Below are 26,858 nucleotides of genomic sequence, written 5' to 3' on the forward strand. Positions count from 1 at the left end.
CTGATCTCGAAGGATCCGTCATGACCTCCACCACGCCCGCGGCGCTCGACGCCTTCCCCCACCGCACGGTGCACCTCGACTTCCACACCGGGCCGGCCGTCGAGGGAGTCGGCGCCGCCTTCGACCCCGACGCGTTCGCCCGCACCTTCGTCGAGGCGGGAGTCGACAGCGTCACGGTCTTCGCGAAGTGCCACCACGGGCGCCTCTACTTCGGCACCGCCGACGGGTCGGAGTCGGACACCGGCCGCGACGAGCGCCATCCGGGACTCGCCGGCGACCTCGACCTGCTCGCCCGGCAGGTCGACGCGCTGCACGCCGTCGGCATCCGCGCACCCATCTACCTCAGCGTGCAGTGCGACGAGTACGCCGCCGACCTGCACCCGGAGTGGATCGCACTGGACGCGACGGGCAGGCAGGTGAAGTTCGGGGCGGGCCTGCCCTACGAGGCGGGCTGGCAGATCCTCGACATGTCGAGCCCCTACCAGGAGTTCCTCGTCGAGCAGGTCCAGGCGGTGATCGACCGGTTCGCGCCGCTCGACGGTCTCTTCCTCGACATGTGCTGGGACCAGCCGAGCTCCTCCGTCTGGGCGAAGGCGGGGATGGCGGCGGCCGGCCTCGACCCCGCCGACGCCGTCGACCGCGGCACCTACGCGCGGCAGGTCGCCCACGCCTACATGGGCAGGTTCCGCGATCTGGTCGAGCCGCACCTCGCCGACGACGTCGCCTCCGGGGTCTGGTTCAACAGCCGCCCGAAGACCGCGCTGGCCGAGGAGTCGGGCTTCGTGCGGCACATCGAGATCGAGGCGCTCCCCTCCGGCGGCTGGGGCTACAGCTACTTCCCCTACGTCTCGCGCTTCGTCCGCCCGCTCGACAAGCCGACGCTCAGTCACACCGGGCGCTTCTACAAGAGCTGGGGAGACAACGGCGGGTTGAAGCCGCGCGCGGCGCTGCTCTACGAGTGCTCGCAGATCCTCGCGCAGGGCATGACCGGGGGAGTGGGCGACCTCCTGCACCCGTCCGGCGCGCTGAACCCGGTGACCTACGAGCTGATCGGGTCGGTCTACTCGCACATCGCGGCCTCGGAGCCGTTCGTGCGCGACGGCCGCCCGCAGGCCGACATCGCGGTGATCGTCGATCCCTCGCTCGGCGACGACCCGGGAGCCGCCGGCTTCGGAGTGGTGCGCTCGCTGCAGCAGCTGCGGCAGCAGTTCGTCCTCGTCCCGCCCGGGGCCGAGCTCTCGGCGCACTCCCTGGTGATCGTGCCCGAGACGACGCTCATCGACGACGCTCTGGCGGCCGTGCTGCGCGAGCGGATCGCCGCGGGCGGAGCGGTCTTCGTCAGCCGCGGCGCACGGTCCGGCGCGACGGGGCTCGAGGCTCTCGAGATCCCCGGCCTGAGCGTCGAGGGGCCGTCGCCGTTCAGCCACGTCTTCCTCCGCCCGCGCGACGGGGTCGCCGGCACGCACGGCTTCGACCACGTGCAGTACGAGCGGTCGCTGCGCCTCCGGGTCGAGGCCCCGGCCGATTCGCTGGTCGACGTGGTGGAGCCGCCGTTCGAGCGCACCTGGGACCGCTTCAGCGGCCACGAGTACACGCCGCCGAGCCTCGAGGTGTCGCCCTGGTCGGCCCTGGCGGTCAGCGGATCGGTCGCCGTCTCGTCGACCGCGGCGTTCGAGACGTTCGGCGCCCACGGCGCCCCGGCGTTCCGCGACCTGGTGCGGGCGGTGCTCGACCGGCTGCTGCCGGAGCCGCTGGTGCGCGCCGGCGGTCCGGTGCACCTCGAGACCACGGTCGTCGAGACGGACGACGCGGTCGTCGTGCACCTGCTGAGCTTCGTCGCCGCGCGGGTGGCGACGGCGACGGCCGCGCACGGCCCGGGCCAGCTCGGCCTCGACGTCGTCGAGGACGCGTTCCCGCTCGTCGACGTGCCGGTGTCGCTGCGCCTGGGGTCGCGACCGCGCGCCGTCCACCTGCAGCCCGAGGGCCGCGAGCTCGAGGTCGACTGGGCCGACGGCTACGCGACCGTCCGCGTCTCGACGACCGACGGCCACGCCATGCTCGTCGCCACCCGCTAGCCCGCGCCGCTCTCCTCGATCACCGGGGGTCCGCCGCCACCGCGCGCAGCGCCTCCAGCACGAGCGCGAGCGCGGGGCTCCCGCTGCCCGAGCGCCGCCACGCCGCGCTGACGACGCGCGTCGAGACAGGGTCGACCGCGGGCACCGCGACCACCGCCTCCGGGAGCGGCTCGCGCCCGAGCCGCGGCACCAGCGCCACCGCCGCTCCCGCTTCGACGAGCGCGATGTGGGTGCTGAAGTCCTCGTCGTAGAACGCGATGTCGGGCTGGCGCCCGGTGCCGGCGAAGGTGCGCAGCAGCCACGCGTGGCAGATCGCTCCGGCCGGGATGCTCACCCAGGTCTCGTCGGCCAGCCGGCTCGGCGCGATCTCGGCGCTCCCGGACAGCGGGTGGGCGCGGGGGAGGAGCACGTCGGCGCGGTCCTCGAGGAGCGTCTCGCTCTCGATCGACGCCGGCAGGTCGAGGGAGAGTCCCGGCCAGTCGTGCAGGACCGCGAGGTCCGCGGCCCCGCGCTCGAGCCTGCCCGACGCCTCCCACGGGTCGAGCTCGTCGAGCGTGAGCCGGAGGCGCGGCGCCCGCTCGCGGATCCCGGCCAGCGCCGGCACGAGGAGGCCGCGCATCGCCGTCGAGAACGCGACGATGCGCAGGGTGCCCGTCACCTCCTCCGCCGGCGCGACGCCGAGGTGCTCGAGCGACTCGAGCTCGGCGAGGAGGCGCTCGCCGCGGTCGGCCAGGGAGCGCCCGTGCTCGGTGAGGAACACGGTGCGACCCGACCGCTCGGCGACGGATCCACCCGACTGCCGCTCCAACCGCTTGAGCTGCTGCGAGACGGCCGAGGGGGTGAAGCCGAGCGCCTCGGCGGCGGCGGCGACGGTGCCGCAGTCGCGCACGGCGATCAGGGCGCGCAGTGCCGCAGGTTCGATCATGAACGAACGCTACCGGGTCGGCGGTAGGAGACCTCGCTGGTGCTGTCGGTTCATCTGCGCGAGGCTCGGAGCATGACCCGCCGGCACAGCCTCCTCGCCCTCGTCGTCGTCGTGCTCTGGGGGCTGAACTTCGTCGTCATCGACGTAGGGCTCGCGGACGTGCCGCCGCTGCTGTTCCTCGCCCTGCGCTTCGCGGCCGTCGCGGTGCCGGCGGTGTTCTTCGTGAAGCGACCGGAGGCGCCGTTCCGCACGGTCGCGCTGATCGGGGCGTTCATGAGCTTCGGCCAGTTCGCCCTGCTCTACCTCGCCCTGGCGCTCGGCATGCCCGCCGGGCTCGCCTCGCTGGTGGTGCAGGCGCAGATCGTCTTCACCGTGCTGATCGCCGCCGTCGCGCTGCGCGAGCGGCCGACTCCGCGCCAGCTCGCGGGTCTCGGAGTCGGGGTGGCGGGTCTCGTCGTGGTCGCCGTCTCGCACGGGGCGGTCGCGCCCTGGCTGCCGTTCGTCGTCTGCGTCGGCGGCGCCCTCTCGTGGGCGATCGGCAACGTGCTGACCCGCCGGGCCAAGGGCGCCTCCGGGCTCTCGCTCGTGGTGTGGTCGGCCCTCGTGGTCCCGGTGCCCGCGCTGCTGCTGTCGCTCCTCGTCGACGGCGGCCCCGCGATCGCGACGGCGCTGCAGGGTCTGTCGCTCGCCGCGGTGCTCAGCACGCTCTACACGGCCGTGTTCGCCTCCCTGATCGGCTACGGCATCTGGAACTCGCTGCTCGCCCGCTATCCCGCGGCCGCGGTCGTGCCGTTCACGCTGCTGGTCCCGGTGATCGGCGTCCTCTCGGCGTGGGCGCTGCTCGGCGAGGCGCCGTCGCTCGGCGAGCTGATCGGAGGCGCCGTGATGGTCGCCGGGCTCGCCGTCGCCACGATCCGCCGCGGCGGTGCTCGCGAGGTTCCGCTGCCACGTGCCGCTGTCGGAGGTGCGGCGTAGCGTTGCCCGTATGTGCGGACGATTCGCGATGGATGCCGAGACCGACGAGCTGATCCGCGAGTTCGTCGCGGCGGGGGGCAGGGCGTCCGACTGGGCGCCCGACTTCAGCGTCGCGCCGACCGACTCGGCGCCGATCGTGCGCGAGCGCGTGCGCGACGACGCCGCCGAGCGCGAGATCGAGCTCGCCTCGTGGGGCTTCACCCCCGCGTGGTCGAAGGGCAAGGGGCGCTCGCCGATCAACGCCCGCCTCGAGTCCGTCGCGTCGAACGGCCTCTTCCGCAGCGCCTTCGCGAAGCAGCGGGCCATCGTGCCGATGCGCGGCTACTACGAGTGGGAGGCACGGGCCGACGGCAAGCAGCCCTTCTTCCTCCACGGCGACGAGCCGATCCTCGCGGCGGCGGGCCTGTACACCGCGCGCAAGGTGGCGGAGGAGTGGCAGGTCTCGTTCACGATCATCACCCGCGAGGCCCGTGACGCCTCCGGAGAGGTGCACGACCGCATGCCGGTCTTCCTCACGCCCGATGTCCGCGACGAGTGGCTCAGCTCCGAGCCGCTCGCCTCTGCGGAGGAGATGCTCGCGACGCTCGACCGCGCCTCGGTGGCCGTCGCCGGCACGATCACGGCCTACCCCGTCGACCGCCGGGTCAACAACTCCCGCACGGTCGACCGCCACGACCCGTCACTGCTGACGCCGCTCGCCCTCTAGCGCGAGGGAACCCGTTCTCGCCGAGGCACCGCTCAGAGCGCGGCACCTCGGCGAGAACGGGTTCCCTCGGCGGAGTCGCTCAAGGGCACATTCCCGGGTCGTGCCGGATCATTTCGATCCGGCGTGACCCCCTCCGGCGAAGCCGGGTGAAGGGCACATTCCCCGGTCGTGCCGGATCATTTCGATCCGGCATGACCGGGGAACGGCTTGCCGTTGAGGGAGACCTCGTCGGGGTCCACCTCGACCGTGCCCACGTCGTCCGGTCCACCCGTTCCCGGAACCGTCGTGATGTCCGCAGAGCCCGTCGTCTCCGTCCTGGTGGTCGTCTGGTCCTGGTCCTGCTTGGCCTCGGTCTCGCGCTCGCTGCCCGGCGACTCCGCGCGGTCCTTCTGCACCTGCTCGCTGCTCGTCGACGTGGCCGGGGCGGCCCCGTCCGGAGCGCCGATCGTCGAACCCTGGTCTGCGTCGTCCATAGTCGTCACCCTTCGTCGGAGCCCTCCACGCTACGTGCGGTGCCGGCACCCGGCACCTGCTTGACAGCTCCCGGGAGCGCCTCCGCCAGCCCCCGGCCGAGCACTGCACCCCGAAGGGTGGACGTACTACCCTGGGGCGGAGGTCGCAGCCGGGTGCGAGCCGGACGTCCGCACCCGCGCGAGGAGGAACAGTGGCATCCCATCGAACGGGCGAGACCCGCGTGGTCGGAACGACCGTCGGCGACCGCTACACGATCGAGGAGCTGATCGGCAAGGGCGGCATGGCGACCGTGTACCGGGCCCGCGACGAGATCCTCGGCCGCTCCGTCGCGCTGAAGATGTTCGCCCCCGGGATCGACGACGCGCAGGATCTGCAGCGCAAGTCCTCCGAGATCCGCCTGCTCGCCGCGCTCAACCACCCGGCCCTGGTCACTCTCTACGACGCCGACGACGGCGGCGACGACACCGGCGGTCAGGCCTACATGGTGATGGAGCTGGCCGAGGGGCCGAGTCTGGCGGAGCGTCTCGCCTCCGGACCGGTCGCACCGAACGACGTCGCGTCGATGGCCGCCGATCTCGGGGAGGCCCTGCACACCGTCCACACGGCCGGAGTCGTGCACCGCGACGTCAAGCCGTCGAACGTGCTCCTCGTGCCCAGCCCGCTGACGAGCCGCGAGTTCCGGCCCAAGCTCGCCGACTTCGGCATCGCCTACCTCATCGACGCCACCCGCATCACGTCGCCCGGGACCCTGATCGGCACCGCCGCCTACCTCAGCCCCGAGCAGGCGCACGGTGATCCGCTGACCTCGGCGAGCGACATCTACTCCCTCGGCCTGGTGCTCCTGGAGTCCCTGACCGGGCGCCGACCGTTCACCGGCTCCGCGATCGAGGTGACGATGGCGCGCCTCCTGCGCGATCCGGAGGTGTCGGAGTCGCTCGGCGGCGGCTGGTCGTCCCTCCTCGGTGCGATGACCCGGCGCGAGCCGGAGGAGCGGCCGACGGCGATCGAGGTCGCGGAGTCGGCGCGCGCTCTCATCGACCCGCGGCGGGACGGTCCGCCGACGGCGATCATCCTGCCCGACGTGCTCGGCGCACCTGCCGGCCCGGCGACGGAGCTGATGCCGACGCCCGGTGCCGCGACGGAGCTGATGCCGGCGACCGGCGCTGCGACCGAGCTGATGCCCGCCGCCGCCGACGCGACCGCGGTGTATCCCGTCGGGGCTCCGGCGACCTCGGCGACAGCTGCTCCCGCGACCCCCGCTGCGGTGACCCCGGCCCCGGTGACGCCCGTCCCGCCGGCTCCGGCGAGGCGCGGCGGGCCCAACCCGTGGCTGCTGGTGCTCGTCCTCGCCCTGGTCGCGGTGGCCGTCGGGCTCGCGGTCATCCTGTTCGGCGGCGATCAGCAGGCTCCGCTCCCCGCGGTCGACGGAGATCTCGGCGATCACCTGCAGCGCCTGCGCGAGAGCATCCGCCCGTGAGCGCGCTGCGACCTCGAGCGGGGATGGTGTTCGCTGCCGTCCTGGTCCTGGCGGGCTGCTCGGCGGCCGACCCCTCGATCGACGACACGACGGCGCAGACCCTCGACGAGGCGGTCGTGGCGGTCGCCGAGCGCGCCTCAGTCGACGACTACGCCGGCGCCCTGACCGAGCTCGACGCCCTGGAGGCGGCGCTCGACGCCGCGGTGTCCGGAGGCGGGGTGACCGCCGACCGCGGCGCCGAGATCCAGATCGAGGTCGATACGGTGCGCGCCGATCTCGACGCACTGCTCGCCGCGGTGCCCGCGCCCGCCGAGACGCCCGCCGACGAGACCACTCCCGAGGAGGAGGCCCCGGTCGACGAGACGCCCGTCGAGGAGGAGCCCGCCGAGGAGGCGCCCGTCGAGGAGGCGCCGGTCGAGGAGACTCCCGTCGAGACTCCGGCACCGGTCGACACCCCGGAGGAGGAGCCTGCACCCGAGGAGACCGAGCCCGAGGAGGAGGAGCCGGAGGAGGACCCGGCGCCCGTCGAGACCGAGCCCGCCGCCGACTCCCCGGGCAACGGGAACGGGAACGGCAACGACGGCAACGGGAACAACGGCAACGGGAACGGGAACGGGAACGGGAACGGGAACGGGAACGGGAACGGCTGATCCTCCCCGCGGACCTCTCCGGCTCGCAGGATCACGTTCGACTCGCGGAATCCGCCCGTTCCTGCGAGCCGACGGCGATCCGACGGGCCCGAGCTCGCCCCTCCGGCACGTCGCGTTCGCCCCGATGCGGTAGGAACGTCGCGTGACCGACCCGCCTTCGCTGCAGCGCCGCCTCCGCACCGGCGACGCCGTCGCGATCGGCCTCGGCTCGATGATCGGCGCCGGACTCTTCTCGGCCTTCGCCCCGGCCGCCGCCGCGGCGGGCACCTGGCTGCTCGCGGGCCTCGCGCTCGCGGCACTCGTCGCCTGGGCCAACGCCTCCTCCTCGGCGCAGCTCGCCGCGCAGTACCCGCGCTCGGGAGGCACCTACCTCTACGGCCGCGAGCGCCTCGGCGAGTGGCCCGGGTTCGTCGCGGGCTGGGGCTTCGTCATCGGCAAGACGGCCAGCTGCGCGGCGATGGCGCTGACCTTCGCGGCCTATGCGGCGCCTCCGGGGTGGGAGCGGCCGGTCGCGGCGCTCGCCGTCGCCGCCCTGGTCGCCGTGAACGCTCTCGGAGTCACCCGCACCGCGCTCGCCACGCGCATCATCGTCTCGATCGTGCTGGTGGTGCTCGCGGTGGCGGTGGCCGCCTCCGTCTCGGGCGGGCCCGCACCGGCGATCGGGAGCGACTCGGCGTTCGACGCCTACGGGGTGCTGCAGTCGGCCGGTCTGCTGTTCTTCGCCTTCGCGGGCTACGCGCGCCTGGCGACGATGGGGGAGGAGGTGATCGACCCCGCCCGCACCATCCCGCGGGCGATCCTCGGCGCGCTCGCCCTCACCGTGCTCGTCTACGCGGTGGTCGGAGCGTCCCTCCTCGCCGCCCTCGGTCCCGATCGGCTCGCGGAGTCGACCGAGCCGCTCGTGGACGCCGCCGCGGCCTGGCCGTGGACCGGCCCTGTCGTCCGCGTCGGGGCGGCCGCGGCCAGCCTCGGTGCGCTGCTCGCGCTGATCGCCGGCATCGGGCGCACGAGCCTCGCGATGGCGCGCGAGGGCGATCTGCCGCGGCCCCTCGCCCGCATCGACCCCGTCCGCAGCGTCCCGCGACGCGCCGAGATCGTCCTGGGCGTCGTGGTGATCGCGCTGGTGCTCACCGTCGACCTGCGCTCGGCGATCGGCTTCTCGTCGTTCGGGGTCCTCGTGTACTACCTGGTCGCCAACCTGTCGGCGTTCAGCCAGGAGCGGCGGTTCCGGCGGTATCCCCGCGCCGTCGCGGTCGGCGGAGCGCTCGGCTGCGTGCTGCTGGTCGCGACCCTGCCGCTCGCGTCGATCCTCGGCGGGGTCGCGGTCTTCGCGGTCGGCATCGCCTACCGCCTGGTCCGGCTCCGGGGTGCGCCCTCGCGCTGAGCCCCGGAGCCGGGGCGCTCACTCGTCGCGGTCGGTGTACTCGCCCTCGACGTCCGAGTCGGCGTGCGCGGCCTCGGTGTCGACGTAGCTGCCCTCGACCGAGGTGTCCTCCTCGTGCTCGGAGGTGTCGACGTAGCTGCCCTGCTCGTCGCCGGCCGTGTGCGAGACGCCGTCGGTCGAGGTGTACTCGCCGTCGGGGGTCTCGGTGGTGTTCGCCTCGTCGGCGAGGTGCCGGCCGCGCCGGGCGGCCTGGTCGGTCTCGGCGGCCTGGTCGTTGTCGCCGGCCTGGTCGTAGGCGCCGGCCTGGTCGTTCCGGCCGGTCTCGTCGTCGTGTGCCATGACGGGGGTCCTCGCTTCATCGCGTCGGGAGTCGGCGCGCACCGTGCGGGACGCGCCCCTTTCAGGGTTGTTCACTCCCGAGAATCTTGCATCGGGGCGGGCGGTGCAAGACGTTGCGGCTGCACATCCGTGCCGGTCCTCGCCGGCGCAACTCCTTTCCGCGAGGAGTCCCAGTGCCTAGCGTTTCCCGGATGAGCGCACCGACCCGAACCCGCTGGAGTGTCATCGGCCAGCTCGGACCCCTGTTCGACGACGGCGGCCCGATGCTGCTCGTCGAGGCCCGATCGGCGTTCGGACGGCGGCCCATCCACCGGGCGAAGGCCCAGCTGCTGCTCTCGGCGCTGCGGCACCGCGGTCGCGAGCTCGGCGACCGGGTCGAGTACGTCCGCACCGAGACCTTCGCCGAGGGCCTGGCGGGTCGCGACGACCTCGAGGTGATCGATCCGCCGACGCGGGGTGGGCGCCGGACGGCGCGCCGGCTCGGGATGAGCATCCTCCCCAGCCGGGGCTTCGTGACCGAGGAGGAGGACTTCCGCGAGTGGGCGCTCGCGCGCGCCGGCTCCCGGCTCCTGCTCGAGGACTTCTACCGGTGGAGCCGCGAGCGCACCGGCGTCCTGATGCGCGGCGATCAGCCGGAGGGCGGCCGCTGGAACTACGACCACGACAACCGCAACCCGCCGCCCAAGGGCGCCTCGCGGCTCGGCCTGCCCGACCCGTGGTGGCCGGAGGAGGACGACATCGACGAGGAGGTGCGCGCCGACCTGGCGCGGTGGGAGCGCGAGGGGGCGGTGCGCCTGGTCGGCGAGGACGGTCCGCGCCGCTTCGCCGCGACTCCCGCCGAGGCGGAGGCGGCGCTCGCCGACTTCGTCACGTCGCGCCTGGGCGATTTCGGCACCTACGAGGACGCGATGCTCTCGGGCGACTGGACCATGGCGCACTCGCTGCTGAGCGCCCCGCTCAATCTCGGGCTGCTCGACCCGCGCGCCGTCGTCGACGCGGCGGAGGCCGAGTACGCCTCCGGAGGCGCACCGCTCTCGGGCGTCGAGGGATTCGTCCGGCAGGTGATGGGCTGGCGCGACTACGTCTGGCACCTCTACTGGCACCTCGGGCCCGGCTACCGCGAACGCAGCACGGCGCTGGGCGCGACGACGCCGCTCCCGGAGGCGCTGCTCACCCTCGACGCGTCGGGCATCGAGGCGAACTGCCTGCACGAGACGCTCGACGACGTCCGGAGGCACGGGTGGGCGCACCACATCCAGCGCCTGATGGTCCTCGGCAACTGGGGTCTGCAGCGCGGCTGGGAGCCGGGGCAGCTCAACGACTGGTTCGTCGACGTCTTCGTCGACGGCACCGAGTGGGTGATGCCGGCGAACGTGATCGGCATGTCGCAGCACGCCGACGGGGGGATCGTCGCGACGAAGCCGTACGCGTCGGGCGGCGCCTACATCAACAAGATGTCGGACTACTGCGGCGGCTGCCGCTTCAACCCGAAGGTGCGCCTCGGCGAGGACGCGTGCCCGGTGACCGCGGGCTACTGGGCGTTCCTCGACCGCGTCGAGCCGGTCCTCCGCGGCAACCACCGGATGGCGCAGCCGCTCGCGGGGCTCCGCCGCCTCTCCGATCGCGAGGCCGTCGTCGACCAGGAGCGCCACCGCGAGTCGTACTGAGCCCACCCGTCAGCCCGAGCTCACCCCGTCAGCCCGAGCTCACCCCGCCGGCGGCCGGTGGAACGCCGACACCGTCACGGCGACCGTGACCGCAGTCGCGTCCGGCTGCTCCGCGAGTGCCGCGTCGAGCGCGGCGGCGTCGACGTGGTGCGCGCTCGGCCCCATCAGCACCTCCGCCCGCAGCTCGCCCGGAGTCATCGCCACCGTGTAGTCCAGCTCCACTCGCGAGACCAGGGAGAACCCCGCCAGCTGCTCGTCGAGCCGCTCCGCCTTGCCCGCGTCGATCCCGAGCATCCCGAGGTCGTCGCGGATCTCGTGCAGGTGCCGCTCGCGCGGTGTCACCACGACTGCGACGCCTCCGGGCCGCAGCACCCGGAGCATCTCCGGCGCGTTCCGCGGCGCGAACACGGTGAGCAGCGCGTCTGCGGACGCGTCCGCGAGCGGCAGCGGCTGCCAGAGGTCGGCGGTCGCGATCGCGGCCCGCGGGTGCGCGCGCGCGGCACGTCGAGCCGCCGCCGCCGAGAGGTCGAGCCCGAGCCCGCACGCCTCCGGTCGGGCCTCGAGCACCGCCGCGAGGTAGGCCCCGGTGCCGCAGCCGAGATCGACGACGAGCCGCGCCTCGGCGGGCACCGCCTCCGCGACGGCCGCCTGGATGCGCCCGTAGTGCCCCGAGCCGAGCAGCTCCTCGCGCGCCTGCACCATCGCCGCGGTGTCTCCGGAGGTGGCGTGGCGCCCCCGCAGCAGCGACGCGTACCCCTGCCGCGCGACATCGGCGCTGTGCCCGAGAGCGCAGCGCAGGAGCGAGGGCCGGGGCAGCGCGTCGGGCGCCAGCGCGCCTGCGCAGACCGGGCAGGCGAGCGCCGGCAGCACGACCGATCCCGGCAGGGAGTCGGGGTCGAACGCGCTCACGCAGGGTCCTCGCGCATCGCCGTGATCCCGGCGTTGACCGTCGCGATCACCGGCACGGCGAACAGCGCACCGGCGAGTCCGGCCACCTCGAGGCCGGTCGCGACGCCCAGCACGACGGCGAGCGGATGCACCTTCACCGCGGTCCCGAGGATGAGCGGCTGCAGCACGTGCCCTTCGAGCAGATGCACGAGCACCACGACGCCGATCATCACGATCGCGGCGACCGGTCCGCTGAAGACCAGGGCGACCAGGGCGGCCAGCGCACCCGTGATGATCGCTCCGAGGATCGGCACGAAGGATCCGAGGAACACGACGATCGCGATGGGGACGACGAGCGGGAGCTGCAGGGCCAGGGCGCCGATGCCGATCCCGATCGCGTTGATCGCCGCGACGCCGAGCTGTGCACGGACGAACTGGCTCAGCGTCCGCCACCCGGCCGCGCCTCCCCGTTCGAGCGGCGGCCGCGCTCTCGCGGGCAGCAGACGGAGGAGCCAGTCCCAGATCCGCCGGCCGTCGAGCAGCAGGAAGATCAGCGAGAACAGCGTCAGCAGGGTGCCGGCGAAGACCTCGACGACCTGCGAGCCGACCGCGAGCGCACCGGAGGCGACCGTCGCCGCCTGCATGTCGGCCCACGAGACGGCCTGCTGCGCCCAGTCGCCGAGCTGCACGTCGCTGAACGACAGCGGCGGCCCCTGCAGCCACTGCTCCACGTCGTCGACGGCGTCGAGGGTCCGCTGCCCGATCCCGCTGAAGCCGCTGCGCGACTGCACGACGACCAGCGCGATCAGGCCGAGGAGCGCGAGGAGCAGCGCGAGGATCGAGACGAGGACGGCGAGCCAGCGCGGCCACCGGAGGGTCTCGAGCCGGTCGCGCAGGGGCGTGAGCAGAGCGGTGAGCAGCAGCGCGATCAGCACCGGCACGACGACCACCGGGACGAGGGAGACGAGTCGGACGACCAGGGAGAGGGCCGCGGCGACGGCGAGGAAGCGCCAGCTCCAGGCCGCGGCGATCCGCATGCCGGGGGTGACGTCGTCGCGTCCTGCCATGGCCCCTCCGATCTCCTCCGCAGTGTAGGACGGAGGGGCGACCCGCGACCGGGTGCCTGCGCAGCGATGCGGTCGCGTCGACGGATCCGGTTGCCAAAATGCTCGTTCGGTGTCGTAATAGAGGCACTATGCCCACAAGGACAACGGTATTCGAACGTGAGGCCCCCGCGCCGGCGCTCGTGGACGACTCCCTCTCCACCACCCGCCGCGGCGTCTTCTGGCTCGAGGACGCCCCGCCGGCCCGCGCCCGACTCTCCGGCTCCTCGACCGCCGACCTGGTGGTCGTCGGCGGGGGCTACTCCGGTCTCTGGAGCGCTGTGCGGGCCAAGGAACGCGATCCCGGGCGCCGGGTGGTGCTGCTCGAGGCGCGGTCGATCGGCTGGGCCGCCTCCGGACGCAACGGCGGCTTCGTCGAGTCGAGCCTCACCCACGGCCGCGAGAACGGACTCGCCCGCTGGCCCGACGAGTTCGACACCCTCGAGCGACTCGGGGTGCAGAACCTCGACGGGATCCAGGAGACGGTCGCGCGCTACGACCTCGACTGCGACTTCGAGCGCACCGGCTCGCTCGCGGTCGCGGTCGAGGAGCACCAGGTCGAGTGGCTCGCCGAGGGGGACGGGGTCGCCGGGGGCCGGTTCCTCGACGGCGCCGCGGTGCGCGCCGTCGTCGACTCGCCCACCTTCCTCGCGGGCCTGGCCGCGCCCGCCGAGCAGTGCGCGCTCGTGCATCCCGGCAAGCTGGCGCGGGAGCTCGCGCGCCTCGCCGAGCAGCTCGGCGTCGTCGTCCACGAGGACAGCCGGGTCCTCGGTCTCGAGGCGAGCGGCGACCGTGTGCGGGTGCGCGCGGCCGGAGGGTCGGTGACGGCCGATCAGGCGATCCTCGGCACCAGCGCCTTCCCGTCGCTGCTCGCCCGGACGCGTCTGATGACCGTGCCGGTCTACGACTACGTGCTGATGACCGAGCCGCTCGACTCCGCCCGGTCGGCCGCTCTCGGCTGGGAGGGGCGCGAGGGGCTGAGCGACGTCGCGAACCAGTTCCACTACTACCGGCGCACCGCCGACGACCGCATCCTCTGGGGCGGCTACGACGCCGTCTACCACCCGGGCGGGCGCATCCGCTCGAGCTACGAGGAGCGCCCCGAGACCTACCGGGCACTCGCCTCGCACTTCTTCACCACGTTCCCGCAGCTGGAGGGTCTGCGGTTCAGCCACCGCTGGGGCGGAGTGATCGACACGAGCACCCAGTTCGCCGCGTTCTACGGCACGGCCCTCGGGGGCCGCGTCGCCTACGCCGCGGGCTACACGGGACTCGGAGTCGGGACGACCGCCTTCGCCGCCGACGTCATGCTCGATCTGCTCTCGGGCGAGCGCACCGAGCGGACCGAGCTCGCGATGGTGCGGAACCGGCCGCTGCCCTTCCCTCCCGAGCCTCTCGCGTCGATCGGGATCCAGGCGACGCGCTGGTCGCTCGACCGCGCCGACCACGACGGGGGCAGGCGCAACCTCCTCCTGAAGACGCTCGACGCCCTCGGGCTCGGCTTCGACTCCTGAGCGCGCCCTCCTGTCCGCCGTTCCCCGCCGCTCGCGCCCGAGGGCCGCTCCGCTCCGGTAGCTTGCACAGCGGGCGGCGGCAGGACGGGGGCGGACGACCATGGAGGGGATGACCATGCCGGAGGCGATCCTCGCGATCGCGGGATGGGCCGCGGGAGCGGTCCTCGTCGTCAGCGGTTCCCTGAAGCTCGGGCGCGCCGAGGCCTTCCGCGCCAGCCTCGCAGCCCTCGGACTCCCGGCGCTCCTGTCGCGTCGAGCGCTCGTCGCCCGGGTGTTCCCCGTCGTCGAGATCGTGCTCGGGCTCGGCGTGGTCCTCGCTCCGTCGCCGCTGCACCGTGCCGCCCTCGCGGCCGCGGCGCTGCTCTACGCGGTGTTCCTCGTGGTCGCCGTCCGCGCGGCACTCGCGCCGGAGCCGGTCGACTGCGAGTGCTTCGGCGGTCTCGGCGAGTCGCGGATGACCGGGCGGACGGTCGTGCGCAACGCCGTGCTGCTCGCCCTCGCGCTGGCGGGACTCGCCGGCCCCGCGCCCGCCGCCCTGCTGGCGGTGCCCGGCTCCGGGGTCGCGAGCCCGGCCGCGTCGGCGCTCGCCGCAGCACTCGCGGCGGTCGTCCTCGTCCTCGTCCGCGATCGGCGCGACACGCGCGCGCCGGCGCCGGCGCCGCAGGTCGCCGTGGCGCCGAGCGCCGACGGCCTCGAGCTGCGCACCTTCTCGGGCGAGCGGATCGCGCTGGCCGAGTTCGCGCAGCCTCCCACGCACCTCGTCTTCTTCTCGCCGAACTGCATCTCGTGCCACGAGCTCGTCGAGCGGTTCCGCTGGTGGCCCCACGGGCTGCGCGAGGGGGAGGATCTCGTGCCCGTCCTCCTGGGACGCCCCGAGGTCTTCGCCGCCCACGAGGTCTTCGCTCCGCTCGTCGAGCACGCCCTCTACGACCCCGACCGCACGGTCGCCGCCGCACTCGGTCGCACCTCCACCCCGGGCCACGTCCGGCTCGACCCCGCGCACCCCCTCGGCGACGGCTGGACCTCCGGCCGCCTCCCCATCGAGCGGCTCGTGCTCCGCCCCGACTTCTTCGACGACGTGCAGGCCGGGCGGATCGGGCCGGACACCGCCGGTCGCCCCGCCTGACGCCGCTCTGCGCGACGATGGAGACCCCCGTCCGCCTCACTCGCACCCCTCGGAGTCCGCCATGCCCCTCTCGCTCGGTTCGCTGACGACCCTGCCCGCCGCGGATCGTCCCGACCTCCTCGCCCCGGCCGTCCTCGCGGGGGCGGAGCGCGACGCCCTGCTGACCGAGCTCGGCGTGGTCGAGATCGACGCCGCCGACTCCGAGACCGCCACCACGAAGGAGCGCTACGGACTCGACGAGCGCGATCTCGCCAACTGCGTCGTCGTCGCAGGATCCCGGGCGGGGGAGGAGCGCATCGCGGCCTGCGTGGTGCTGGCCGACTCGCGCGCCGACGTCAACGGAGCGGTCCGCCGCCTCCTCGACGTCCGCAAGGCCTCGTTCCTCCCGATGGAGCGCGCCGTCGCCGAGTCGGGCATGGAGTACGGCGGCATCACGCCGATCGGCCTCCCCGCCTCGTGGCGGCTCCTGGTCGACGCACGGGTCCTCGAGCGTCCGGCCGTCGTCATCGGCAGCGGCGTCCGCCGATCGAAGATCGTGCTCCCCGGTGCGGTGCTCGGGCGCCTGGCAGGGGTCGAGGTGATCGAGGGGCTCGGCGTGCGCCAGACGGCATGAGGATCCGCGCTGCGGCTCTGATCGCCGGATCGGCGGTCGTCCTGGCGGCGATCACGGGGTGCACGCCCGACGTCCCCGGCCCCTCGCCGACCTCTCCGCTCGTGACCCGCGCCCGCGAGGAGGCGGCGCGGGAGTTCGCCGCGGCTCTCGAGCTGGAGGCGACCGACGGGGTCGAGGAGATCGCGCGCGCCGACGAGGACTGGTGCTTCGCCGAGGGCGGCCCGACGGGGATCTCGCTCGTCCCCACCGGCGCCGAGTACAGCACCGTCTGCCTCCTCGAGGGGGCTGTGGTGTACGCGGTGCACGGTGCCGACCAGGGCACCGCCGCCGCCGAGGTCGACGCGTTCCTGGCGCGCAACGGACTGCAGTCGTCCGACGGATCGGTCGTCGACGCCGTCGGCGGACAGGATCTGCTGGCCGGCCCGGAGGTCTTCGGAGGCGCCGGACCCGGCGACGCGGCCTCGATCACGTGGCTGCTCGGTGACGCGTCGCGCCTCCAGGTCGACGGTCTCCCTCTGGCCGAGGGGTACAACCGCGTGTCCTACGAGGGGACCATCACGGAGGAGACTCCGCAGGAGCTGCGGGCGACCGGCGCGTCCTTCGCGCTCACGGTGCAGCTCACCCGGCGGTACTTCAGCGGCACGGGCGACGGGGAGCTCCCGGCCGACTGACGCGTCGCGCCGGTCGCAGCCGATCGCTGCCAGGCTGGGCCGGTGACCGCACTCCTCGTCGTGATCGTGACCGCGCTGGTGGTCATCGCCGCCTCCGCGGTCCTCGGCCCCCGCCTCGGCATCGCCTCGCCCCTCGTCCTCGTCGCGATCGGAGTCGGCGCGAGCTTCCTCCCCCTGGTCGGCACCGTCGAGATCGAACCGGAGTGGATCCTCCAGGGCGTGCTGCCCCCGCTCCTGTACTCGAGCGCCGTGTCGATGCCGGCGATGAACTTCCGTCGCGAGTTCGGCGCCATCAGCGGCCTCTCGGTGCTGCTCGTGATCGGCACCTCGCTCGTGCTCGGCCTCTTCTTCCTGCTCGTCCTGCCCGATCTCGGCTTCGCGTGGGGTGTGGCCCTCGGCGCGATCGTCAGCCCGACCGACGCGGTGGCGACCTCGATCGTGAAGGGCACGACCGTCTCGCGGCGCGTCGTGGCGATGCTCGACGGCGAGAGCCTGCTGAACGACGCGACGGCGCTCGTGCTCCTGCGCACCGCGATCGCGGCGGCCGCCGCCGGGTTCTCGCTCTGGGGAGCGGTCGGCTCCTTCGCCTACTCCGTCGCGGTCGCCGTCGCGATCGGCGCCCTGGCCGGCTGGCTGAACCTGGCGGTGCGGCGGCGGCTGAGCGACCCCACGGTCAACACGATCCTGTCGTTCACGGTGCCCTTCCTCGCCTCCGTCCCCGCGGAGCTCCTCGGGGGCTCGGGCCTCGTCGCCGCCGTCGTCGCCGGAGTCGTCACGGGCATCCGGGCGCCGCGCGAGCTCTCGCCGCAGAACCGCCTCTCGGACTCGCAGAACTGGCGGACGGTCGAGCTGGTCCTCGAGGGGGCCGTGTTCCTCACGATGGGCCTGCAGGTCAGGGCGATCGTGACGAGCGTCGAGGAGGACCACGCCGGCGTGGGGCCCGCTGTCCTGGTCGCGGCCGGCGCCCTGCTGCTCACGATCCTCGTGCGGGCGGCCTACGTCGCTCCGCTTCTCGGTGTGCTCGCGGGGAGGTCGCGGCTGCGCGAGCGCATGCGGCCCCGGGTCGAGGATCTGCACGAGCGGATGAACACGCCGGAGGGCCGGCAGGAGACCCTCGAGTCCCAGCGCGGCCGCGCGCGCTCCGCACGCGATCTCGACCGGTTCTCGGTCCGGCTGACCCGGATCCTGGCCGACATGGAGTACTTCGTCCGCGCACCCCTCGGCTGGCGGGAGGGCGCGGCGGTCGTCTGGGCGGGGATGCGGGGAGCCGTCACCGTGGCGGCGGCTCAGACGCTGCCCGAGGGCACGCCGCAGCGGTCGGTGCTCGTGCTGGTCGCCTTCGCGGTGGCGACGATGTCGCTCGCGCTGCAGGGCGGCACGATCGGGCCGCTCCTGCGCCGCATCGCTCCCCCTGTCGACCGGGAGGCGCTCGCCCGCGACGCCGACGAGGAGCGCTCGCGGGTCTTCGCCCTCCTGAAGACCAGCGCGGAGGCGATCGAGGAGCCGCCGCCCGCGACCGAGGAGCGCGGGACCGCGGCGTTCGAGGCGGCCAGGCGCCACCGCCTGGCCGTCATCGCGGCTCAGCGCTCGGCCCTGCTCGACGCGCGCGACGACGGCACCTTCGACGCCGACGTGCTCGAATCGGTGCTCGCCGCCCTCGACGCGTCGCAGATCGACATCGAGCTGAGGGGGCGCGCCGCGCGCTGACGGGCGCCCACCCACCGATCCGAGGTGCAGGCAACCCGTAGCTGCCCGAAACATGAGCGTCGTACGGTGGGCGCATGCGGGCAGAACTCACACTCGGTGCCGAGGAAGAGCTCCATCTGATCGATCTCGAGACGAGGCAGCTCTCGGCGCACGCTCCCCAGGTGCTGGCGCGGCTGCCGAAGGAGAGCTTCTCGGCCGAGCTTCAGCGCACCACGGTCGAGACCAACACGCCCGTCGTCGACTCGCTCGACGGGCTCCGCGAGCAGCTGATCACGCTCCGGAAGGCGGTCATCGACGCCGCGGCTCCCGATGGCATCGGCATCGCCGCCGTCGGCACGGCACCGCGATCCGAGCACAAGGACTTCGAGCTCACCAGCACCGGCCGCTACGGGCGGATGCAGGAGCAGTACCGCATGCTCGTGGACGAGCAGCTGATCTGCGGCACGCAGATCCACGTCGGCGTCTCCGATCGCGAGCTCGCCATCCAGATCTCGCAGCGGATCGCGCGCGACCTGCCCGTGCTGCTCTCGGCGAGCGCGAGCAGCCCCTACTGGAACGGCCAGGACACGGGCTACGCCAGCATCCGGACCATCATCTGGCAGCGCTGGCCGAGCGCGGGGGCGACCGGGCCGCTGGCCTCCGCCGCCGAGTACGACCGCCTGCTCGACGACCTGATCGCGACCGGCGTCATCGCCGACTCCAAGATGGCGTACTTCGACGTCCGCCCCTCCTCGCACGCCCCCACGCTCGAGCTGCGGGTCTGCGACGCGATGCCGATCGTCGACGACGCGGTGCTGGTCGCCGGCCTCTTCCGCGGCCTCGTGCGGGCGGCCGAGCTCGACATCGAGGCCGGGCGGCCGTTCCGGCACACCCCGCCGCCGATCCAGCGGGCGGCGACGTGGCAGGCGGCCCGCGGCGGCCTCGTCGGTCAGCTCCTCGACCACACCGAGCACCCCCGGCCCGTCCCCGCGGCGGAGGCGCTGCGCAGCATGATCGCGCGCCTCCAGCCCGCGCTCGACGAGCTCGGCGACCTCGAGCAGGTGCGCGATCTCGCCGAGGCGCTCATCGCCCGCGGCAACTCGGCCGACCGCCAGCGCGCCGTCTTCGCCGAGCGCGGCACGCTCGACGCCGTGGTCGACTCGGTGGTCGCCGAGACGCACGGCCCGGCGAGCGGGCCCATCCTGCCGGCCCCGAGCCTGCGCACCTACCGGGTGCGGGCGGGCGACGAGGCCGTGGCCACCGGCGGCCGGCCCCGCAGCGCCTACCAGCCGATCCTCGAGCACTTCCGCGATCTCGGGACCGAGCGGCTCGGCGAGCTGCACGAGTCCCGCGACCGCCTGGTCGAGGCCGCGGGGATCACCTTCCGCCTGGGCGACGAGGACCGCCCGTTCCCGGTCGACCTCGTGCCGCGCGTGCTCCAGTCGCACGAGTGGTCCGAGCTCGCGGCGGGGCTCGAGCAGCGGGCGCGCGCGCTCGAGTGCTTCCTCCAGGACGCCTACGGCGAGGGCAGGGCGCAGAGCGACGGCATCGTGCGGACGCTGCGCGGAACCGCCGGCTGGCGCGAGGAGGCGACCCGCCTCCCGCCGGGCACCGTCCGCGGTGCCGTGATGGGCTTCGATCTCGTCCGCAACGAGTTCGGCGGCTGGCGCGTGCTCGAGGACAACCTGCGCAATCCCAGCGGTCTCGCCTACGCGATGGGCATCCGCTCGCTGGTCGACGACCTCCTCCCCGACCTGCCGCGGCCCGAGGGTCTGCTCGACCCGTCGAGCGCGTTCGCCGAGCTGCGACGCACGCTTCTGCACGGCGTCGATCAGCGCGTCCCCGAGCCCGTGCTGGCCCTGCTCTCGAGCGGGGCGTCGAGCTCGGCCTGGTTCGAGCACCGCGCTCTTGCCGAGGGCGCGGGCATGCTCCTGCTCGAGGCGGAGGATCTCACGGTCGAGGGCGGGCGGGTCCGCGCACGCGGGGTCGTCGTCGACGCCCTCTACCTCCGGCTCGACGTCGAACTCGCCGACCTCGTCGCCGAGGATCGCGCCATCGGGCAGGAGGTGCTCGTGGTCGCGTCGGCGGGCGGCGTGTTCCTCGCGAACGCGCCCGGGAACGGCATCGCCGACGACAAGGCGCTCTACTGCGCGGTGCCCGAGCTCATCGGCTACTACCTCGATGAGCGCCCGCTGCTCGAGTCGGTGCCCACCTACCGTCCGGAGGACGAGGCGGAGCGCCGCATCGTGCTCGAGCGGGTGGGCGAGCTGGTGACCAAGCCCGTCGACGGCTACGGCGGGCGCGGCGTGATGATCGGCCCCTCCGCCGCGGCCTCGCGCGTCGCCGAGCGGCGCGCGGCGATCGCGGCCGAACCGGAGGCGTGGGTCGCCCAGGAGGTCGTGCGGCTGTCGTCGCTGCCGTCGTTCTCGGGCACGGAGCTGCAGCCCCGGCACGTCGACCTCCGCGCCTTCGTCTTCGTCACGGGCACCGGGCCGGGCGACATCCGGCTCGCCGACCTCGCGCTGACCAGGGTCGCCGCAGAGGGCAGCATGATCGTCAACTCGTCGCGGGGCGGCGGCGCGAAGGACACCTGGATCGTGGGGGCCTGACGCATGTGCGGACTCGGCGGCGAGATCAGGCTCGACGGGCGGCGCGCCGACGCCGCCGCGGTCGAGCGGATGACGGCGTGCATGGTGCACAGGGGGCCCGACGGCGACGGCCTCTGGGCCCGCGGGCCGGTCGCTCTCGGCCACCGCAGGCTGTCGATCATCGATCTGTCGCCCGCCGGCTCGCAGCCGATGATCGACTCCGCGCTCGGGCTCTCGATCGTCTTCAACGGCTGCATCTACAACTACGAGCAGCTGCGCGCCGAGCTGGAGGCGAAGGGCCACCGCTTCTTCTCCCACTCCGACACCGAGGTGATCGGCAAGGCCTACGCCGAGTGGGGCACGGACTGCGTCGACCGCTTCCTCGGCATGTTCGCCTTCGTGATCGTCGAGCACGTCTCGGGCCGCGTCGTGATGGCCCGCGACCGCCTCGGCATCAAGCCGCTCTACCTCGACGAGACGCCCGAGCGGATCCGCTTCGCCTCCACGGTGCAGGCGCTGCTCGCGGGCGGGGTCGCCGACACCTCGATCGACCGCACTGCGCTGATGTTCTACCTGAGCTTCCACTCCGTCGTCCCGGCGCCCCGCACGATCCTCTCCGGAGTCACGAAGCTGCCCCCCGCGACGGTCCGCGTGATCGAGCCCGACGGCTCCCGTCACGAGCACGTCTACTGGGAGCCCGTCTTCGCCCGCGACCCCTCGCGGGCCGACTGGTCGGAGCGCGACTGGCAGGAGGCGCTCATCGCGTCGTTCCGCACCGCCGTCGAGCGCCGCATGGTCGCCGATGTGCCCGTCGGCGTTCTGCTCTCGGGGGGCATCGACTCGAGCCTCGTCGTCGCGCTGCTCGCCGAGGCCGGTCAGACGGGGCTGCAGACGTTCTCGATCGGCTTCGACTCGGCGGGAGGCGAGTCGGGCGACGAGTTCGAGTACTCGGGCCTGGTCGCCGAGCGCTTCGGCACCGACCACCACCGCATCGCGATCGACTCCTCGCGCCTGCTGCCGGGGATCGACGGGGCGATCGCCGCGATGAGCGAGCCGATGGTGTCGCACGACGCGGTCGCCTTCTACCTGCTCAGCGAGGACGTCTCGCAGCACGTGAAGGTGGTGCAGTCCGGGCAGGGCGCCGACGAGGTCCTCGGCGGCTACGACTGGTACCCGCCCCTCTCGGACGTCCCGCGCGCAGGGGCGGCGGAGGCGTACGCCTCGGTGTTCTTCGACCGGCGGTTCCCCGAGCTCCAGGCGCTGCTCACCCCCGAGTGGCGCGGGGAGGACGCGGCGACGGCCTTCATCGCCGAGCGCTTCGGCCGGCCGGGGGCCGACACCTCCGTCGACGCAGCGCTCCGGAACGACACGACCGTCATGCTCGTGGACGACCCGGTGAAGCGCGTCGACAACATGACGATGGCCTGGGGTCTCGAGGCGCGCGTGCCGTTCCTCGATCACGAGTTCGTCGAGCTCGTCGGCCGCATCCCGCCGGAGCTGAAGCTCGCCGACGGCGGCAAGGGCGTGCTGAAGCGCGCGGTGCGCGGCATCGTGCCCGACGAGGTGATCGACCGCACCAAGGGCTACTTCCCGGTGCCCGCGATCCGTCAGCTCGAGGGCCCGTACCTCGAGCGGGTGCGCGCGGCGCTGACGGATCCGTCGGCCCGAGCCCGCGCGGTCTTCGATCCCGCGACCGTCGACTCCCTCCTGGCCGACCCGAACGCGACACGCACCCGCCTCGGATCGAACGAGCTCTGGCAGCTCGCCCTCCTCGAGATGTGGCTCCAGGAGCACGGAGTCGGCTGAGCCGCTGTTCGCACCCCGTTCGCCCGCCGCGCAACACCGGGCCCGGCCGGTGCAGAAGGATGGAGTCATGACGCTCCTCGCCCCCGACCGGCTCGCCGCCGCCGAGCAGCTCGGACTCGAGCTCGTGCACGCCTGGGGCAGCTGGGGCCCCACGATGACCCCGGACGCCGCGCGGATGGCCTTCATCAGCGACCGCAGCGGCACCCCGGAGGTGTGGCTCCAGGACGTGGTCCTCGACGGTGAGCCCCCCGAGGCGCGCTGCATCCGCTTCACCGAGGATCCGGTGGTCTCGGTCTCGTGGTCGGCCGACTCCGCCTGGCTCGCGTGCCTCGTCGCGACGGACGGAGGCGTGCGCACCCAGGTCTGGGTCGTCCGGCCCGACGGCACCGACGCCCGCCGCATCGCGGGCTCCCGCGACGCCCACGCAGAGCTGGGCCCGTGGACGCGCAGCGGGCACCACGTCGTCGTCACGATCCCCTCGGCCGAGCCCGAGCAGCCGACGCGCTCCTTCCTCGTCGATCCCGCCTCGGGGGAGCGCCAGCCGCTCGTCGACGGCGACCTCATCTCGGTCCTGGACCTCTCGGTCGAGGAGCGCCTCGTCGTCGTCCGCGACGGTCAGCGCGGCCACCAGTACTGCGTCGTCGTCGACCGCCTCACCAACGAGAACCACGCGCTGCTCCCCGACTCCGGCACCGGCTCGACCGATGTCGCACTCCTGCGGCCCTCGGCCCTGAACGACAACGAGAGCCCGATCGTGGCCTACCTGGCGACGGACGTCGATCTGCCGCGGCGGCAGCTGGTCGCGATGCCGCTCGGTCCCGACGGCTGGCGCGGCCGGATCCGGCGCCTCGCCGCCCGCGACGACGCCGAGCTCGAGGGCCTGGACGCCGACGACGCCGGTCGGCTCCTCATGCTGGTGTGGAACGTCGCCGGCTCGAGCGAGATCGAGCTCTTCGACACCACGACGGGAGCGCGCGTCCCCGTCGCCGGTCTCCCCGGGCTGGTCGCGACCACTCCGGTGCTCTCGCGCGACGGCGGGAGCGTGGTCCTCGGTGTCGAGGGGCCGGAGCGGCCGCGCGAGCTGTGGCGCATGGACACGACGACCCACGAGTGGTCGCGCCTGACGCAGGTGCCCGCCCTGCCCGCCGAGCCGCTGGTCGTACCGACGCTGGAGCGCTTCACGGGCCGTGACGGGCTCGCCCTCTCGGGGTGGCTCTACCGCGCGCCGGGGGTCGAGGGCCCCGGTCCCGCGATGCTGAGCCTGCACGGCGGTCCGGAGTCGCAGGAGCGCCCGACGTTCGCGGCGCAGCACCAGGCCGTGGCGGCCTCCGGGGTCACCGTGTTCGCACCGAACGTCCGCGGGTCCTCCGGCTTCGGCCGCGACTTCGTGCACGCCGACGACGTCGAGAAGCGCTCGGACGCGTTCGACGACGTCCTGGCGTCCGCCTCCTTCCTCGTCGAGTCCGGGATCGCGGATCCCGACCGGATCGCGGTCACCGGCCGCTCCTACGGCGGGTACCTGACCCTCGCCTCCCTCGCGTTCTCGCCCGGTGTCTTCGCGGCAGGAGTCGACATCTGCGGGATGTCGGACCTGCGCACCTTCTACCGCGACACCGAGCCGTGGATCGCCTCGGCGGCCGTCACGAAGTACGGTCACCCCGAGCACGACGCCGAGCTGATCGAGCGCCTCTCACCCCTCGGCAGCGCGTCGGCGATCGAGGTGCCGCTGCTCGTGGTCCACGGCGAGCTCGACACGAACGTGCCGATCGGGGAGGCGAGGCAGATCGTCGCCGCGCTCGAGGACCTCGGCCGACCCGTCACCTACCTGCAGCTCGACGGCGAGGGTCACGAGTACCGCCGGGCCGAGTCGAAGGAGCTGCTCCTGGTGAGCCTGGTGAGGTTCGTGAGCTCCGCCCTCTCGGTCGGGCCCTCCGCCGGATCGTCCGAGGCGTAGGCGAGCGGAGGAGCGCTCAGCGCCGCTCGAACTCGGCGGCCGTCGAGCCGTGGATCGGGTTCGCCGGGTCGTCGCCGACGGCTCGTGCGGGGTCGTCGATCTCGACCGCGCGCAGCACGGGAGGGGCGGCCGTGTCCGCTCCGGACGTGTCCGCTCCGGGCGTCTCGGATCCGTTCGGGTCGGTCCCGACGGTGTCGGCTCCGATCACCTCCGCGCCGCCGTCGAGGAGCTCCTCGGCGATCCGGCTCGAGAGTCCGCTGCGCTCTCCCGGGCCGGGGTCGCCCAGGGGATCCTGCGGCGCGGCGAACGCCTGCTCGAGTCCGGTCGGGCCGCCGGTCGTCTCTTTCCCGCGCTGGTCCTGCAGCGCCGACTCGTCCTGCACGGCCGACCGTCCTTCCTCGTCGCGTCCGGCGTGCGCCGGACGGGCTCTCGCGGGGCGACCCGCTGATGCCCCGAGCGTAGGGGACGCTCGGCGCCGCCGTCAGTCCTGCAGCACCCACGTGTGCGGAGGGACCACGACTCCGCCGACCGTGACGGGGTCGTCGCCGAGGTTGAGCCCGAGTCGCGCGGTCTCGCCGTCGGGGCCCTCCGCGATCAGGAGCGCCGCGGTGTTCGAGAGGTCGACCGATCGCGTCCTCGAGTCGACGAGCCAGGGATGGCGACGCCGGAAGGCGATGACCTCCTGGTGGGCGCGGTAGGCCTCCCCGCCGCTCCAGGCGCCCGGGTCGGCCGGGAACTCGGGACGGATCGCGTCGTCGCCTCCGGCGCGCTCCTCCTTCACTCCCTCGAGCCCGCGCTCGTCGCCCGAGTAGACGCTCGGGACGCCGCCGACGAAGCCGAGGATCGCGGTCGCGTGGCCGTGGTGCCTCGGATCGGTGATGGCGCTCGCGAGGCGGGTCACGTCGTGGTTGCCGATGAAGGTGAGCGGGAGGAACTCGTCGAGGAACCCGCCGTGACGCTGCAACGTCCAGTCGAGCTCGAAGAGGTTGCCCTCCTCGATCGAGGAGCGGACCGCCTTCCACAGCTCGTACTGGGTGACGGAGTCGAGCCCCGACTCGCGCACGTAGGCCGAGTAGTCGCCGTGGATGACCTCGCCCACGAACCACGCCTCGGGGAACCGCTCGCGGACAGGATCGATCGCCGAGCGCCAGGCCGCCGGCGGGACGGCGTAGGCCGCGTCGAGCCTCCAGCCGTCGATGCCGCGCTCGAGCCAGTGCGCCATCACCGACGAGACGTACTCGGTCACCTCGGGGTTCGCGGTGTCGAGCTCGACCAGCGCCTCGTGTCCCTCGAAGACGTCGACCAGCAGCCCGTCGACCTCGCGCGAGCTCTCGCTCCGCGAGAACCGCGCCGCAGCGGGCGACCCGGGGCCCGCGGCGACCGCCTCGCGCCACCAGGGGTGATCCCTGCCCACGTGATTGAAGACGCCGTCGAACAGCACGCGGATGCCGCGTGCGCGGCAGGCGGCGATCAGCTCGTCGAGGTCGCCGTCGTCGCCCAGGCGCGGGTCGACCCGGAAGTGGTCGACCGTGTCGTACCCGTGGGTCATCGAGGCGAAGACCGGGCCGAGGAGCAGCCCGTTGCAGCCGAGCGCGAGCAGGTCGTCGAGCCAGGGCAGGATCGAGAGGAGGCGGTGCCGCGGCTCGTCGCCGGGACCTGGCCCCTCGATCGCCGTCGCCTCGGCACCGGCGAAGCCGAGCGGGTAGACCTGCCACCAGATCGCCGTCGTGATCCAGCCGTCCGTCGTCTGCGCCATGGTCGCCGCCCTCCCGGCCCGCTCGAGCGCGGGCCGCCGCGAGTGTAGCGACAGGGCCTGACCCCGGGCAGCGCGCCACGGCTCACGCACCTCCCGGCCGGAGGGCGGCGACCCAGGCGAGAGCCGCTGCCGCGCCCCGCAGCGCCGCAGGCACCGTGACCGACGCCACCGCGAACGCCAGCACGGCGCTCGTCAGCCCGACGGCGCCCCACCGGCGCTCGCCGGGTCGCATCAGCGCGACGACTCCGTGAACCGCCCCGGCCAGGGCGAGGCCCGCGGAGGCGAGCACCCAGAGCGGGTGCACGGCGGAGGTCAGGGCGAGCAGGCCGAGCGCCACAGCGGTGAGCCCCGGTTCTCGAGTCGGGGGCCGCCGCAGCACTCGGGAGGGCGGGCCCGCGGTCGGCGCGGCGGGCTCGAGGACGGGAGGGGGGGAGAGTGCGGTGATCGACATGACCCGATCCTCGCGATCCGCGGACGGTCG

Annotated in this window: 23 protein-coding genes; 15 read left to right on the forward strand and 8 right to left on the reverse strand. The window is 73.7% G+C overall.

Features of this window, described 5'->3' with window-relative positions; genetic code table 11:
- Positions 1–20: 20 nt before the first annotated feature.
- On the forward strand, positions 21–2,075 hold the full coding sequence (locus B9Y99_RS01105; protein WP_085474777.1) for an alpha-amylase family protein: 2,055 nt from the start codon (positions 21–23) through the stop codon (positions 2,073–2,075).
- A 19-nt stretch (positions 2,076–2,094) separates the two neighbouring features.
- Here the strand turns inward: B9Y99_RS01105 and B9Y99_RS01110 are convergent, their stop codons facing one another.
- Entirely contained in the window at positions 2,095–3,000 is a 906-nt protein-coding gene (locus B9Y99_RS01110) for a LysR family transcriptional regulator (protein WP_085474778.1), read from the reverse strand.
- A gap of 72 nt (positions 3,001–3,072) precedes the next feature.
- Between B9Y99_RS01110 and B9Y99_RS01115 the strand changes: the two genes are divergently transcribed.
- Both B9Y99_RS01115 and B9Y99_RS01120 read left to right on the forward strand, forming a co-directional pair.
- Positions 3,073–3,975 (forward strand): EamA family transporter, encoded by a 903-nt coding sequence (locus B9Y99_RS01115; RefSeq protein ID WP_085476174.1) that lies wholly within the window; start codon positions 3,073–3,075, stop codon positions 3,973–3,975.
- 10 nt (positions 3,976–3,985) lie between these two features.
- Positions 3,986–4,681 (forward strand): SOS response-associated peptidase, encoded by a 696-nt coding sequence (locus B9Y99_RS01120; protein ID WP_085474779.1) that lies wholly within the window; start codon positions 3,986–3,988, stop codon positions 4,679–4,681.
- A 176-nt stretch (positions 4,682–4,857) separates the two neighbouring features.
- Here the strand turns inward: B9Y99_RS01120 and B9Y99_RS01125 are convergent, their stop codons facing one another.
- Positions 4,858–5,154: a hypothetical protein gene (locus tag B9Y99_RS01125; protein ID WP_129587843.1), complete on the reverse strand. Its 297-nt coding sequence runs from the start codon at positions 5,152–5,154 to the stop codon at positions 4,858–4,860.
- 191 nt (positions 5,155–5,345) lie between these two features.
- Between B9Y99_RS01125 and B9Y99_RS01130 the strand changes: the two genes are divergently transcribed.
- The 3 genes from B9Y99_RS01130 to B9Y99_RS01140 all read left to right on the forward strand — a co-directional run bounded on the left by B9Y99_RS01130 (position 5,346) and on the right by B9Y99_RS01140 (position 8,666).
- The gene (locus B9Y99_RS01130) at positions 5,346–6,632 is read left to right on the forward strand and encodes a serine/threonine-protein kinase (RefSeq protein ID WP_129587844.1); all 1,287 of its coding nucleotides are present in this window, start codon (positions 5,346–5,348) and stop codon (positions 6,630–6,632) included.
- On the forward strand, positions 6,629–7,282 hold the full coding sequence (locus tag B9Y99_RS01135; protein ID WP_129587845.1) for a hypothetical protein: 654 nt from the start codon (positions 6,629–6,631) through the stop codon (positions 7,280–7,282). The genes B9Y99_RS01130 and B9Y99_RS01135 overlap by 4 nt, the downstream gene beginning before the upstream one ends.
- 142 nt (positions 7,283–7,424) lie before the next feature.
- Positions 7,425–8,666: an APC family permease gene (locus B9Y99_RS01140; protein ID WP_085474782.1), complete on the forward strand. Its 1,242-nt coding sequence runs from the start codon at positions 7,425–7,427 to the stop codon at positions 8,664–8,666.
- An 18-nt stretch (positions 8,667–8,684) separates the two neighbouring features.
- On the opposite strand, the gene B9Y99_RS01145 is transcribed toward B9Y99_RS01140, so the two are convergent.
- Positions 8,685–9,005, reverse strand: coding sequence for a hypothetical protein (locus tag B9Y99_RS01145; RefSeq protein WP_085474783.1), 321 nt, complete (start codon positions 9,003–9,005; stop codon positions 8,685–8,687).
- A 191-nt stretch (positions 9,006–9,196) separates the two neighbouring features.
- Between B9Y99_RS01145 and B9Y99_RS01150 the strand changes: the two genes are divergently transcribed.
- Positions 9,197–10,672, forward strand: a complete 1,476-nt coding sequence (locus B9Y99_RS01150) for a cryptochrome/photolyase family protein (protein WP_085474784.1) — start codon at positions 9,197–9,199, stop codon at positions 10,670–10,672.
- A 39-nt stretch (positions 10,673–10,711) separates the two neighbouring features.
- On the opposite strand, the gene B9Y99_RS01155 is transcribed toward B9Y99_RS01150, so the two are convergent.
- Both B9Y99_RS01155 and B9Y99_RS01160 read right to left on the reverse strand, forming a co-directional pair.
- Positions 10,712–11,581, reverse strand: a complete 870-nt coding sequence (locus tag B9Y99_RS01155; protein WP_208856866.1) for a methyltransferase domain-containing protein — start codon at positions 11,579–11,581, stop codon at positions 10,712–10,714.
- Entirely contained in the window at positions 11,578–12,627 is a 1,050-nt protein-coding gene (locus tag B9Y99_RS01160) for an AI-2E family transporter (protein ID WP_085474785.1), read from the reverse strand. The genes B9Y99_RS01155 and B9Y99_RS01160 overlap by 4 nt, the downstream gene beginning before the upstream one ends.
- Positions 12,628–12,755: 128 nt before the next feature.
- Here B9Y99_RS01160 and B9Y99_RS01165 point away from each other — a divergent pair, with 128 nt between their 5' ends.
- The 8 genes from B9Y99_RS01165 (at position 12,756) to B9Y99_RS01200 (ending at position 24,621) form a co-directional block, all read left to right on the forward strand.
- Positions 12,756–14,177, forward strand: coding sequence for an NAD(P)/FAD-dependent oxidoreductase (locus B9Y99_RS01165; RefSeq protein WP_085474786.1), 1,422 nt, complete (start codon positions 12,756–12,758; stop codon positions 14,175–14,177).
- A gap of 109 nt (positions 14,178–14,286) precedes the next feature.
- A complete protein-coding gene (locus B9Y99_RS01170; RefSeq protein WP_085474787.1) occupies positions 14,287–15,303 on the forward strand; it encodes a MauE/DoxX family redox-associated membrane protein in 1,017 nt (338 codons plus the stop codon).
- A gap of 61 nt (positions 15,304–15,364) precedes the next feature.
- Positions 15,365–15,916 (forward strand): YbaK/EbsC family protein, encoded by a 552-nt coding sequence (locus B9Y99_RS01175; protein WP_085474788.1) that lies wholly within the window; start codon positions 15,365–15,367, stop codon positions 15,914–15,916.
- A complete protein-coding gene (locus B9Y99_RS01180) occupies positions 15,913–16,587 on the forward strand; it encodes a hypothetical protein (RefSeq protein WP_085474789.1) in 675 nt (224 codons plus the stop codon). The genes B9Y99_RS01175 and B9Y99_RS01180 overlap by 4 nt, the downstream gene beginning before the upstream one ends.
- Before the next feature lie 42 nt (positions 16,588–16,629).
- Positions 16,630–18,294 carry a cation:proton antiporter gene (locus tag B9Y99_RS01185; RefSeq protein ID WP_085474790.1) on the forward strand — a complete coding sequence of 555 codons (1,665 nt, stop codon included), beginning with the start codon at positions 16,630–16,632 and terminating at the stop codon, positions 18,292–18,294.
- 74 nt (positions 18,295–18,368) lie between these two features.
- A complete protein-coding gene (locus tag B9Y99_RS01190) occupies positions 18,369–20,882 on the forward strand; it encodes a glutamate--cysteine ligase (protein ID WP_085474791.1) in 2,514 nt (837 codons plus the stop codon).
- Positions 20,883–20,885: 3 nt separating this feature from the next.
- On the forward strand, positions 20,886–22,667 hold the full coding sequence (locus B9Y99_RS01195; RefSeq protein WP_085474792.1) for an N-acetylglutaminylglutamine amidotransferase: 1,782 nt from the start codon (positions 20,886–20,888) through the stop codon (positions 22,665–22,667).
- A 67-nt stretch (positions 22,668–22,734) separates the two neighbouring features.
- Positions 22,735–24,621 (forward strand): S9 family peptidase, encoded by a 1,887-nt coding sequence (locus B9Y99_RS01200; RefSeq protein ID WP_085474793.1) that lies wholly within the window; start codon positions 22,735–22,737, stop codon positions 24,619–24,621.
- A gap of 16 nt (positions 24,622–24,637) precedes the next feature.
- On the opposite strand, the gene B9Y99_RS01205 is transcribed toward B9Y99_RS01200, so the two are convergent.
- From B9Y99_RS01205 to B9Y99_RS01215, 3 genes are all read right to left on the reverse strand, one after another.
- Positions 24,638–25,003 (reverse strand): hypothetical protein, encoded by a 366-nt coding sequence (locus B9Y99_RS01205; protein WP_085474794.1) that lies wholly within the window; start codon positions 25,001–25,003, stop codon positions 24,638–24,640.
- A 99-nt stretch (positions 25,004–25,102) separates the two neighbouring features.
- Positions 25,103–26,377, reverse strand: coding sequence for an alpha-amylase family glycosyl hydrolase (locus B9Y99_RS01210; protein WP_085474795.1), 1,275 nt, complete (start codon positions 26,375–26,377; stop codon positions 25,103–25,105).
- A gap of 82 nt (positions 26,378–26,459) precedes the next feature.
- Entirely contained in the window at positions 26,460–26,828 is a 369-nt protein-coding gene (locus B9Y99_RS01215) for a hypothetical protein (RefSeq protein WP_085474796.1), read from the reverse strand.
- Positions 26,829–26,858: the final 30 nt, after the last annotated feature.

This window comes from Rathayibacter oskolensis, from assembly GCF_900177245.1.
Lineage (GTDB): Bacteria > Actinomycetota > Actinomycetes > Actinomycetales > Microbacteriaceae > Rathayibacter > Rathayibacter oskolensis.